Here is a 12,227-nt window from a genome sequence, read left to right on the forward strand (position 1 = left end):
GGGCGCGGAGAACCGGTGAGAAAACCCGGCCACCCACACCAAGGTAGTGGGCGGCCAGCGCAAGATTACAGCCGCATGGGCATAACAACATAAACAGAGTCGTCAGTTTCGGTTTCTTCCAACAGGGCGCTGCTGTTGGGGTCGGAGAGCGACAGGCGAACCTTCTCCCCGCTCAGCACACCCAGCACATCGAGCAGATAGCTGACGTTAAAGCCGATTTCCAGGCTGTCCCCCTGGTAGTCCACCGGAACCGACTCTTCGGCCTGTTCCTGCTCGGGGTTGTTGGCGACGATTTCCATGGCGTCGTTCACCAGTTTCAGGCGCACTCCACGGTATTTTTCATTGGACAGAATCGCCGTGCGAGTAAATGCCTGACGCAACTCGGTGCGAGAGCCAATGACGCACTTATCGGCAGCGCGGGGCAAAACGCGCTCATAATCCGGGAACTTGCCGTCAACCAGCTTGGAGGTAAAAGTGAAATCCGCTGTCGTGGCGCGCAGGTGATTGCTTCCCAACACAATACCGATGTCCGCTTCATCTTCCATCAGCAGGCGGGCGAGCTCCAGAACCCCCTTGCGGGGCAGAATGACCTGCAGATCCTCCTGAGTGTCGACATCCGACGGCAGGGTACACATCGCCAGGCGATGCCCATCGGTGGCGACCACCCGCATGCGGCCTTCCTTAAGCTCCCACAGCATGCCGTTCAGGTAGTAACGAACGTCCTGCTGGGCCATGGCAAAGCCAGTACGGTCAATCAGGCGGCGCAGCTGGCCCTGTTTCAACGCAAACTGGTGGGTGCCGATACTGTCATCGACACTGGGAAATTCGCGGGCGGGGAGGGTAGACAAAGTGAAACGGCTGCGGCCCGATTTAACGGTGACCTTGCCATCTTCAGCATTGAACTCGATGTCATTCCCTTCCGGGAGGGACTTACAGATATCTACCAGCTTGCGGGCGGGAACCGTGAGTTCACCGTCGACACCGGGTGCGGGCAACTGCACCCGCCCGACCAGTTCAACTTCCAGATCGGTACCAGTCAGCGACAACCGGTCCCCTTCCAGGACCAGCAGCACATTGGACAGGATCGGCAGGGTCTGGCGCCGCTCTACAACACCGGCAACGAGATTGAGTGGCTTGAGCAGAGCGTCCCGAGAGATCACAAATTTCATAACGAGGTGTATTCCTTAACACACCGCCCAGCGCGGTGGTAATTCAGCCATTCCCCAGCCAGCGCCCGCGGCCCCGGCCCACCAGTGCAACAGCAACACCAGACCACTCAAGTGGTGAGTGAGCGCAGCAAATTCTTATAGTCTTCGCGGATATCCGAACTGGTTTCACGAAGCTCCTTGATTTTACGACATGCGTGCAGCACTGTCGTGTGGTCGCGACCACCAAAACTGTCGCCAATTTCCGGCAGGCTGTGATTGGTCAATTCCTTGGCCAGGGTCATGGCCACCTGCCTCGGACGCGCCACAGAGCGACTGCGGCGCCGGGACATCAGATCCGCCACCTTGATTTTGTAGTACTCCGCCACGGTGCGCTGGATATTGTCCAGGCTGACCTGCTTGTCCTGCAGGGCCAGCAGATCCTTGAGGCTTTCCTTGATCAAGTCGATATCCACCGGCTTGCCGGTGAAGTGAGCGCTTGCTATCACCCTCTTCAACGCGCCTTCCAGTTCGCGAACGTTGGAGCGAATCCGCTGGGCAATAAAGAAAGCCGAGTCCGGCGGCAGCTCTATGCGCGCCTGGTTGGCCTTGTTCATAAGGATCGCCACCCGGGTTTCCAGCTCCGGCGGCTCCACCGCCACAGTGAGCCCCCAGCCAAAGCGCGACTTGAGGCGCTCCTCCAGGCCATCCAGCTCCTTGGGGTAGCGATCGCAGGTAAGGATCATCTGCTGGCCACCTTCCAGCAATGCATTGAAGGTATGGAAGAACTCTTCCTGGGATCGATCCTTCTTGGCAAAAAACTGAATGTCATCGATCAGCAGGGCATCCACCGAGCGATAGTAGCGTTTGAATTCGTTGATGGCATTGAGCTGAAGCGCCTTGACCATGTCCGCCACGAAACGTTCGGAATGCAGGTACACCACCTTGGCATCGGGCTTCTGCGCCCGCAGGGCATTGCCCACCGCGTGCATCAGGTGGGTCTTGCCCAGGCCGACGCCACCGTACAGAAACAGGGGGTTGTAGGCAGAGCCGGGGTTTTCCGCCACCTGCCGGGCTGCCGCCAGGGCCAACTGGTTGGACTTGCCCTCTACAAAACTGTCGAAAGTAAACGATCCGGACAACCCGGGCTGATGGGCAACCGCAGGTTCGGCGCGATGCGAGTTCGCTGGTGATGTCGGGGCACGCCGCTCATAGGAGCCCTGCGACGCCGACCGGGAAAGAACCGGACCGCTTGCCCGCTCTACTGGCTCCAGCGCAAAACCGCCCGCTCCCGACGGTGCGGATTGAGTCGCAGCGGGCGCAATATGCGCAGCACTGTCCGCTGTCTGCGGGCGGCTACCGATCTGTAGCACCACGTCGGGCGCGTGATCACCTTCAATCTCCCGCACCAACTCGTGAATACGGCCGGAGAACTTGTTGGCGACGAAATCCTTGATGAAACGATTGGGAGCAAACAGCGTCAGCATTTGCCCGTCCTGGGCGGCCTGCAGGGGCCGAATCCAGGTATTGAATTGTTGCGACGGCAGCTCGCTCTGCAGTCGGTCTACACAGCGCTGCCAGGTGATGCCAGGCAAACTATCCCCCTGATCGCCACCTCACGGTGGCTGGCCTTGATATGGTTGTTTTTGCGTTTGGTCTTGCTTGAATCTTACTGTGAGTAAGTTCTTATCCCAGTGGCATAACGACTGCCGAGAAGGGGCATCATACGCCCCGGCAAATCACTTATCCACAAAAAACCCTCCTCGACCGCCAGTTTTTTTATTATTAGAAATCAGTACCTTATATGCGTATTTCTGGCAAGAGCCGGGTGCGGAAAAAGCTTATACCGCAATCAATCCACCTGTGTATATCCTGTGGGTTTCTTTGTGGGAAACTGTGCACCGAACGCCACAGGCCGCGCCGCCTCTGCCTTCCGGAAAAATGGATGTAAGCGTGAAATAATCCGCCGGCAGCGGTCCGTAGAGGAGAAAAAAACCCTGGGAGCTGATTGTATTGGCCCCGGCGTTTCACTAGAATACCCACCCTTTTTTCCGGCCCCGGTGCCAACCGGGGTCTTATGACTTTTATATACCTACTGGAATCAGTGTCATGAAAAGAACTTTTCAGCCCAGCGTAATCAAGCGCAAACGCACCCACGGTTTTCGTGCGCGGATGGCCACCAAAAACGGCCGTCTGGTTCTGAGCCGTCGTCGCGCCAAAGGCCGCAAGCGCCTCGCCGCCTGATCCAGGCGCCTGCGCGATGAGTGGTGTGGCGCAGCCGCAGGGCTCGCAACACAGCTTCGGCAAAACCAGCCGCCTGCTCACCGCCAGGGACTACAGCCGGGTTTTTGACGGCGCCGAGGCCAGGGCCTCACACAAGCACGTTTTGCTGCTGGCAAAACAGAACGACCGACCCGGGCATCGCCTGGGTTTAGTCGTGGCCAAAAAAAATGTCCGCCAGGCAGTTCAGCGCAACAGGGTCAAACGACTGGCCCGGGAAATGTTTCGCCAGGCTGGGGCCCAGCCGCCCTATATGGATGTTGTTCTGCTCGCCCGTCGCGGAATCGACCAGTTGGATAATGCAGAGCTATCCTCTATATTGCGCGGGCAATGGCGGAAACTGGCCAGACGGGTTTCCGAAGCTGACACTAGTGAAAGCCGGGGACGCTGATGCGCCGTTTGTTGGTCTTCTTTATTTCGGTCTACCAGGCCTGCCTGAGTCCATTCCTCGGCAATCGCTGTCGCTTCTATCCCAGCTGCTCGAGTTACGCCCGGGAAGCCATTGAAGAGCACGGCGTAATAAAAGGAAGCTCCCTGGCCGCCCGGCGGCTGTCGCGCTGCCACCCATGGCACGAGGGCGGCGTTGACCCGGTGCCCCCCCGCACACAGACTCACTGATACGAACTCACTATGGATTTGCAACGCTCACTGCTGATCGGCGCCATTGCCGTGCTCTCCTTCATGCTGCTGACCGAGTGGGTGGCGTTCAAGGACGCCAGGACCCAGGCCGCCGCCCCGGTCACCACCCGCCTCACGGAAAGTGTCAACACGGCAACAGCCGACGCCAGCGCTGACCTGCCGGCGCTGGCCGAGCCCGCAACCGATGCCGCACCGGATCTGGATGACCTGCCCGCCGCACCCGGCGCCACTGCCGACACGCCAGTACAGACGCCTGCATCGCAACCGGCCTCCAGCGACAATATCGTTCGCGTCTATACGGACGAACTGCAGGTAGCCATCGATCTGCGCGGCGGCGACATAGTCGAACTGGCACTGGTGGAGCACCTGGAATCCCTGGAAGGCAAACCCTTCGTACTGCTGGAACAGAACGCCGGCCGCACCTACATCGCCCAGTCCGGCCTGATCGGCCCCGACGGCATCGACGCAGGAGGCCGCGCCCAATTCAGCAGCGCGCAGAGCGAATACCGCCTCACGCCCGGGCAGGACAGCCTGCAGGTCGATCTGCAGTGGTCCAACGATGAAGGCATCGAAGTCACCAAGCGCTACACCTTCCGCCGCGCCCACTACCTGGTGCAAATGGAATACCTGGTCAGTAACAACAGCCAGCAGCGCTTCCAGGCAAACCTCTTTGGCCAGCTCAAGCGCGACAGCAGCGATGCGCCGGAATCCGGTGCCGGCGGCGGTGGCATGGGTATCCAGCCCTTCCTCGGCGCCGCGATCACCCAGCCCGACGAGCGCTTCACCAAGTTCAGCTTCGACGACATGAAGGAAGAGCCCTTCAAGGCACAGTTGCCCGATGGCTGGATCGCCATGATCCAGCACTACTTCCTCAGCGCGTGGATCCCCACTCCCGGACAGACCCACACCTACAGCACCCGGGTCACCGCCAACGGCTTCAACATTGCCGGCTTTACCAGCCCCGCACTGGTAGTGCTGCCCGGTGAAAGCGGCAAAACCGGCGCAGAATTCTACGCCGGGCCCAAGGACCAGTACCGTCTGGAAGAGATTTCCCCCTACCTCGATCTCTCTGTCGATTACGGCTGGCTGTGGTGGATCGCCCAGCCCCTGTTCTGGCTGCTGACCAAAATTCATTCCCTGGTAGGCAACTGGGGCCTGGCGATTATCTGTCTGACCGTTCTGATCAAGGCGGCGTTCTTCAAACTGTCCGCCACCAGCTACCGCTCCATGGCCAATATGCGGCGGGTAGCGCCCAAGATGCAGGACATCCGCGAACAGTACGGCGACGACAAGCAGAAGCAGTCCCAGGCGATGATGGAGCTGTACCGCAAAGAGAAGATCAACCCGATGGGCGGCTGCCTGCCCATCCTGGTACAGATGCCGGTGTTTATCGCCCTGTACTGGGTACTGATGGAAAGCGTGGAACTGCGTCACGCGCCCTTCATGCTGTGGATCAAGGATCTGTCGGTGATGGACCCTTACTTCGTGCTGCCCCTGCTGATGGGCGCCAGCATGTGGTTCATGCAAAAGCTGAACCCGCCGCCACCGGACCCGATGCAAGCCAAGATCATGCAGTGGATGCCCATTGTGTTCACCTTCTTCTTCCTGTGGTTCCCCGCCGGCCTGGTATTGTACTGGGTGGTGAACAACCTGCTGTCCATGGCCCAGCAGTGGGTGATTACCCGGCAGATCGAAAAGCAGGGCACGGCCGCCTGATCAGCGGCACTTTCCCGCCAGCGGCGGCCGGGACATTCTTTCCCGGCCGCCGCCTCCGTATACTGCTGCCATGAGCACACTGTCACACCTTGACGGCGACACCATTGTCGCCATCGCCACCGCCCCCGGCCGCGGCGGGGTGGGCATTGTTCGCCTGTCTGGCACCGCGGCCAGGGCCATCGGTGAAAGCCTCTGCGGCGCCCCCCTGACACCGCGTCACGCCCACTTCCGGGTGTTCCGGGACAGCAGCGGGCAGCAACTGGACAGCGGCATCGGCCTGTACTTTCCCGGCCCCAACTCGTTTACCGGCGAAGATGTGGTGGAACTGCAGGGTCACGGCGGCCCGGTCATTCTCGACCTGCTGGTGAAAGCCTGTTGCGCCGCCGGGGCCAGGCTTGCGCGGCCGGGGGAATTTTCCGAGCGCGCCTTCCTCAATGACAAGCTGGATCTGGCCCAGGCCGAGGCCATCGCCGACCTGATCAACAGTACGACAGAGCAGGCGGCGCTCTCCGCCACCCGCTCCCTGCAGGGCGCTTTCTCACGGGAGATCGATGCACTGGTAGAGGCAGTTACCCGCCTGCGGGTCTATGTGGAGGCCGCCATCGACTTCCCGGAGGAGGAGATCGACTTCCTCGCCGACGGCAAGGTGGCAGAACAGGTCGAAGCGCTGCAGACCCGCCTGCAACAGGTACTACAGGCCGCGCGCCAGGGCAGCCTGTTGCAGGAAGGCATGAAACTGGTTATCGCCGGGCGCCCCAATGCCGGCAAATCGAGCCTGCTGAACGCCCTGGCCGGGCAGGACACTGCCATCGTCACGCCCATCGAGGGCACCACCCGCGATGTGCTGCGCGAGCATATCCAGATCGACGGCATGCCCCTGCACATTGTCGACACCGCCGGTCTGCGCGAGTCTGCCGACCTGGTGGAGCAGGAGGGCATTCGTCGCGCCTGGGAGGAGATGGCCTCCGCCGATCGCATCCTGCTGGTGGTGGACGGCAGCTCCCCCGATGCCGATATCGCCAGCGCCGCCCTGTGGCCGGAGAAGAACCAGCGCCTGGGCGCAGACCTTCCGGTCACCGTTGTGCACAACAAAGCCGACCTCAGCGGCCGCCCGCCCGCCGTCATTCAACAAGGCGGCGATACCATCATCGAACTGTCCGCCCTGACCGGCGCCGGCATGGATTTACTGCGCGAGCACCTGAAACAGTGCATGGGCTACAGCGACGCCGGCGGCGACAGCTTCAGCGCCCGCCGCCGACACCTGGCGGCGCTGGCAGAAGCCGCCGCCTGCCTGGAAGCCGGCCGCGAACAGTTGCAGCTCGCCGGCGCTGGTGAGTTGCTGGCAGAAGACCTGCGCCGCTGTCACAACGCTCTGGGCAGCATCACCGGCGTGATCAGCAGCGATGAACTACTGGGCGAAATTTTTTCCAGCTTCTGTATCGGCAAGTAAAGGCTCCACCGGAGTCGATGCAGCACTCACTCGCGCCTGCACAATACCCGCGGCGATAATCAACAGGCACCCCGTCACCTGCAGCGGCGACAGGATCTCTGCAAACAACAGCCAGCCGAACAGGATAACCGCCACCGGCTCACTGTAGGCCAGTGTACCGAACTGGGCCGTGGGCAGGCGCTGCATCGCCAGCACCGTGCAGGTCAAAGCCAGGAAACCGGGCAGCAAACCCGTTGCCAGCATCCAGGGCAGCGCTTCCACGGGCACAGCGAGTGCCGTCGGCCCCGCCACCCACAGCATGACCAGGGCCCCCACCAGCAACTGCCAGAACACCGCCTGCAGCGGCGGTATGCGATCAGGGTTGTGCCGGTTCAGCAACATGAAGGCCGCGTAGCAAAGCAGCGCCAGACCGGCAAAGCCAAGCCCCTGCAGGTCAGCCGCCGACAGTTTGACCCTGAACTCCATCATCGTAGCGAATCCCAGCAGGGCCGCGCCGATACACGCCGCCTGCCAGCGCCCGAGCCGCTCGTGCCAGATAAAGTGCCCGGCCAGCGCAGCCAACGGCGGTGCCAGGTACACCGTCAGCACCGCGTTGGCCATCGTCGTGTGGTCCATGGCCCGCACGTAAAACACAATAAATCCCGCCAGCAGGGCGCCGGACACCAGGGTCAGGACATGGGGCCTGCGCCAGTGCGCGCCAGGCAACAGCGCCAGTAACAGGGCGACAAACAGCGCCCCGAGTCCGAGCCGGTAAAAAGTGATGACGGCGGCATCGACCCCGGAGTAACGGGCCATGACTCCCATGGTAGCCATGCCCACGGCACCGGCAACCGCCAGCCCCGACGGACTGACTGCAAAGCGTTGAACTGACATAGAAACCTGGCGCCCGAGCGGGCACTACGAAATAAAAACCCAATGACCTGCGCTACCTATTTGCACGACGGCAACAGCCATACACAGGCCGGGCACAGCTTAATCGCAGGCAATCCACAAAGCACCCACAAGCTACCCACAGGATGAAAAAATTACACACATTACGCACAGGAAATACCGTCGCTATACACAAGAAGGATAAGTGCGTTATCGCCATCCACAGATTCTGTGGGTAAAGACGGAACAATCCCTGTACCTGGGCGGGGTGAAATCTGGATAAGTGGCGGTTCGGAACGAGACCCCAAAACTGTGCCCAATTCCTCCCCAGCCGCATAAGAGCTTGTGACCCCATGGATACCGCTGTTGCAGCCCCGCTTATGATTTCTGCAAGTCACTGAATAAAAAAGGAAAAATCCTCATGTCCACAGAGCGCGGCTAGTCATATAACAACAATAACTACAAACTAAACTCTATATACATAGATAACAGTGTATTTACTTAGTAAACATAAACCCGCTAACTGACTAAAAAACGACCACTATGATCGACAGCATCATTCAGCGGCTATATGCCGAAGAGCCCCGGGATACGCTCTACCACTACACGTCGCTCAGCGGCCTGATGGGGATTATTCATTCCGGACACCTGCGCGCCTCCGATATCCGCTACATGAATGATTCCGCTGAAATCCGTCACACCCTGGACCTGATGGGGGACCACATCAGCCGGCGCGTGATTGCCGGTACCGATCGCCCGGTTTTGCTGAACCAGTTGTCCGACTGGCTGAACCACCGCATCGTCGGCGGCCCCATGCTGTTCGGCGCCTCTTTTCGCGCCAACGGCAATCTGCTCAGCCAGTGGCGTGGTTACAGCGTGCACGGCAAGGGAGTCAGTCTCGGCTTTGCGCCGCAGCACATCCTGGCCTGCGCCAGGCAACAGCACTTCCAGGTGGGCCGCTGTATCTACGACCCGCAACGCCAGGCCGAACTGATCGAGGAAGTGGTGGATGGGGTCGAGGCCTATGCCGCTGCAAGTGACAACAGTGACAGCGACGAAGCGGCAAACCTGCGTATCTTCGAGCGCATCGAGGGGCGCCTGCTGCGTTTGGCTGCCCTGCTCAAACATCCGGCCTTTGAGGAAGAGCAGGAGTGGCGTATCGTGTCCCCGGTCATTGCCGACAATATCGCCGCTCCGGTGCATTTTCGCGAGGGCATTTCCATGCTGGTACCCTGGTACGCCTTTGAACTGCAGGTACCGCCGGAAACCGGGGACATGGGCCTCAATCACGTATACCTGGGTCCAACCAGCAACATTGATCTGTCGATGAACTCGTTGAAGCTGTTTCTCGACCAGCGCGGGCTCACGCCGAAGCAGGGCATCAGCTACTGCCAGATTCCCTACCGGCAGCGGTAAAATCCCGGTAGAACATTTTTTGTACAAGTGTGGCTCGCGCCGTATAATCGCCGGCCCCAAAATCCCGATGCCCCAGGGGCGAGGACAGCAGACGTGGATTACCCACAACAGTTTGACGTGATCGTGATCGGCGGCGGCCATGCCGGCACCGAGGCCTGCCTGGCCGCGGCGCGTATGGGCTGTCGCACCCTGCTGCTCACCCACAGTGTCGATACGCTGGGGCAGATGTCCTGTAACCCGGCCATCGGCGGCATTGGAAAAAGTCACCTGGTGAAGGAAGTTGACGCCCTCGGCGGCGCCATGGCCCGCGCCACAGATCGCGCGGGCATCCAGTTCCGCGTTCTCAACGCCCGCAAGGGGCCGGCGGTCCGCGCGACGCGCGCCCAGGCTGACCGGGTGCTCTATCGCAACGCCATCCGCGAAATTCTCGAGCAGCAGGACAACCTGAGTATTTTCCAGCAGGCCGTGGACGACCTGTTGATCGAGAACGGCCGTGTGGCCGGCGCTGTTACACAGATGGGCCTGACCTTTCGCGCACCATCGGTTGTGCTGACCACAGGCACCTTCCTCGGCGGCAAAATTCACATCGGTCTGGAGAACAGCGCGGGTGGCCGCGCCGGCGATGCGCCCTCCATTGCGCTGGCGCGGCGTCTGCGCGAATTGCCCTTCCGGGTGGAGCGGCTTAAAACCGGCACCCCGCCGCGCATTGACGCGCGCTCGGTGGATTTCTCCAGCCTCGAGCAGCAGTGGGGCGACACACCCGTGCCGGTGATGTCCTACCTCGGCAGCGTGGCTGAGCACCCCGAGCAGCGCTGCTGCTGGATCACCTACACCAACGAGCGCACCCACGAGATTATCCGCGGCGGACTCGACCGGTCGCCGATGTACTCCGGGGTGATCGAGGGCGTCGGCCCGCGTTACTGCCCCAGTGTGGAAGACAAGATTCACCGCTTTGCCGACAAGAGTTCCCACCAGGTTTTCATCGAACCCGAGGGCCTGACCTCCACCGAACTCTATCCCAACGGTATTTCCACCAGCCTGCCCTTCGATGTGCAGTACGCGCTGGTGCGTTCCATTGCCGGGTTTGAAAACGCGCATATCACCCGGCCGGGCTACGCCATCGAATACGATTTTTTCGATCCGCGAGACCTGAACTACTCCCTGGAGACCAAAGCCGTGCCCGGCCTGTACTTTGCCGGCCAGATCAACGGCACCACCGGCTACGAAGAAGCCGCGGCCCAGGGTTTGCTCGCCGGTTTGAATGCCGCTCTGGCGGTGAAAGGGCATGAGCCCTGGTGTCCGCGCCGCGACGAGGCCTACATCGGTGTCCTGGTGGACGACCTGATTACCATGGGGACCCACGAGCCCTACCGCATGTTCACCTCTCGTGCAGAGTACCGGCTGCTGCTGCGGGAGGACAACGCGGACCTGCGATTGACCGAAAAAGGCCGTGAGCTGGGTTTGGTGGACGACCTGCGCTGGGCCCGTTTCGACGCCAAGCGCGAGGCTATTGCCGTTGAGACCGAACGGCTGGCAGCCACTTTTGTGCACCCGGGTTCCGCCGAGTCCGCGCAGTTGGAGAGCAAGCTGGGCAAGCCCCTGACGCGGGAGTACTCCCTGGCCGATTTGCTGAAACGGCCAGAACTGGAATACGCCGATCTCGCCGGTCTGAAGGGCGAGCCACTCGCCGATGCCCAGGCGGCGGAGCAGGTGCAGATCCAGGCCAAGTACGCGGGTTATATCGACCGCCAGCAAGAAGAAATCGATCGCCTGCGCCGCTATGAGCACACCCGCTTACCGGCGGATCTGGACTACAGCGCTGTCGACGGCCTGTCCAATGAAGTGAAGCAAAAGCTGGGCGATGCGCGGCCCGAGACGCTGGCGCGGGCCAGTCGCATTCCAGGCGTGACCCCGGCGGCGGTATCCCTGTTGCTCATCTACCTGAAGAAGCGCGGCGCCCTGGGACGCGCCGACCAGCGCCAGTCCGCCTGATCGACCGTGGCAGAGTCCATTGATCCGGCGCTGCGTGCGGAACTGGAAGCGGGTTGCGAACGACTCGAACTGTCGCTCGACAAGCGACAATTGCAGCAACTCTGTGATTATCTCGGCCTGCTGGCCAAGTGGAACAAGGCCTACAACCTCACCGCCGTGCGCGATCCGGCCGACATGGTGCGCAAACACCTGCTCGACAGCCTCGCCATCGCGCCACTGGTGAGTGGTGAGCGACTGATCGATGTCGGTACCGGTGGCGGCCTGCCCGGTGTGCCCCTGGCCATCGTGTTTGCGGAGCGGGAAATCCATTTGCTGGACAGCAACTCCAAGAAGACGCGTTTTCTTTTTCAGGTGAAAACTGCACTGGGCTTGGATAACATGGCGGTGCATCACGCGCGGGTGGAATCCCACCGTCCCGCTGCTCCCTTCGAGGCCGTGCTATCCCGGGCTTTTGCATCGCTGGGGGATATGGTGACTGGCTGCCGGCACCTGTTGGCCCCGGGCGGTCAGTTTCTGGCCATGAAGGGCCAGTATCCCGAGGCGGAGCTGGAAGCGGTGGCTGGCCAGTGTGATATCAGGGCGGTAACGCCTGTGGCAGTACCCGGCCTGGCGGAACAGCGACACCTGGTCGCCATGACCCTGCGCGCCTGACGCCGGCTCCCGGGGCGGGTGACCCGGCCGCTAACCGCAGGCCATCGACAGAGGGACGAGAGTTTAGC

11 protein-coding genes are annotated in these 12,227 nt (G+C 61.2%); 8 read left to right on the plus strand and 3 right to left on the minus strand.

Annotation, left to right across the window (positions count from 1 at the left end; genetic code table 11):
- Positions 1-65: 65 nt before the first annotated feature.
- Both dnaN and dnaA read right to left on the minus strand, forming a co-directional pair.
- Positions 66-1,169 (minus strand): DNA polymerase III subunit beta, encoded by a 1,104-nt coding sequence (gene dnaN / locus FVW59_RS07990; protein WP_148063730.1) that lies wholly within the window; start codon positions 1,167-1,169, stop codon positions 66-68.
- Positions 1,170-1,276: 107 nt separating this feature from the next.
- Positions 1,277-2,740: a chromosomal replication initiator protein DnaA gene (gene dnaA / locus FVW59_RS07995; RefSeq protein ID WP_148063731.1), complete on the minus strand. Its 1,464-nt coding sequence runs from the start codon at positions 2,738-2,740 to the stop codon at positions 1,277-1,279.
- 514 nt (positions 2,741-3,254) lie between these two features.
- On the opposite strand from dnaA, the gene rpmH reads away from it, so the two are divergent.
- The 5 genes from rpmH to mnmE all read left to right on the plus strand — a co-directional run bounded on the left by rpmH (position 3,255) and on the right by mnmE (position 7,230).
- A complete protein-coding gene (rpmH, locus tag FVW59_RS08000; protein ID WP_148063732.1) occupies positions 3,255-3,389 on the plus strand; it encodes a 50S ribosomal protein L34 in 135 nt (44 codons plus the stop codon).
- A 16-nt stretch (positions 3,390-3,405) separates the two neighbouring features.
- A complete protein-coding gene (rnpA, locus tag FVW59_RS08005; RefSeq protein ID WP_148063733.1) occupies positions 3,406-3,816 on the plus strand; it encodes a ribonuclease P protein component in 411 nt (136 codons plus the stop codon).
- A complete protein-coding gene (gene yidD, locus FVW59_RS08010) occupies positions 3,816-4,043 on the plus strand; it encodes a membrane protein insertion efficiency factor YidD (RefSeq protein WP_148063734.1) in 228 nt (75 codons plus the stop codon). The genes rnpA and yidD overlap by 1 nt, the downstream gene beginning before the upstream one ends.
- A 12-nt stretch (positions 4,044-4,055) precedes the next feature.
- On the plus strand, positions 4,056-5,780 hold the full coding sequence (yidC, locus tag FVW59_RS08015) for a membrane protein insertase YidC (RefSeq protein ID WP_148063735.1): 1,725 nt from the start codon (positions 4,056-4,058) through the stop codon (positions 5,778-5,780).
- 70 nt (positions 5,781-5,850) lie between these two features.
- A complete protein-coding gene (mnmE, locus tag FVW59_RS08020; protein ID WP_148063736.1) occupies positions 5,851-7,230 on the plus strand; it encodes a tRNA uridine-5-carboxymethylaminomethyl(34) synthesis GTPase MnmE in 1,380 nt (459 codons plus the stop codon).
- Here the strand turns inward: mnmE and FVW59_RS08025 are convergent.
- On the minus strand, positions 7,189-8,103 hold the full coding sequence (locus FVW59_RS08025) for a DMT family transporter (protein WP_148063737.1): 915 nt from the start codon (positions 8,101-8,103) through the stop codon (positions 7,189-7,191). The genes mnmE and FVW59_RS08025 overlap by 42 nt on opposite strands.
- Positions 8,104-8,643: 540 nt before the next feature.
- On the opposite strand from FVW59_RS08025, the gene FVW59_RS08030 reads away from it, so the two are divergent.
- The 3 genes from FVW59_RS08030 (at position 8,644) to rsmG (ending at position 12,159) form a co-directional block, all read left to right on the plus strand.
- Positions 8,644-9,516, plus strand: coding sequence for a DUF2971 domain-containing protein (locus FVW59_RS08030; RefSeq protein WP_148063738.1), 873 nt, complete (start codon positions 8,644-8,646; stop codon positions 9,514-9,516).
- Positions 9,517-9,609: 93 nt separating this feature from the next.
- Entirely contained in the window at positions 9,610-11,508 is a 1,899-nt protein-coding gene (mnmG, locus tag FVW59_RS08035) for a tRNA uridine-5-carboxymethylaminomethyl(34) synthesis enzyme MnmG (RefSeq protein ID WP_148063739.1), read from the plus strand.
- Positions 11,509-11,514: 6 nt separating this feature from the next.
- Positions 11,515-12,159 (plus strand): 16S rRNA (guanine(527)-N(7))-methyltransferase RsmG, encoded by a 645-nt coding sequence (gene rsmG / locus FVW59_RS08040; protein WP_246139673.1) that lies wholly within the window; start codon positions 11,515-11,517, stop codon positions 12,157-12,159.
- Positions 12,160-12,227 lie beyond the last annotated feature (68 nt).

Source organism: Parahaliea aestuarii, from assembly GCF_008064635.1.
GTDB classification, from domain to species: domain Bacteria; phylum Pseudomonadota; class Gammaproteobacteria; order Pseudomonadales; family Halieaceae; genus Parahaliea; species Parahaliea aestuarii.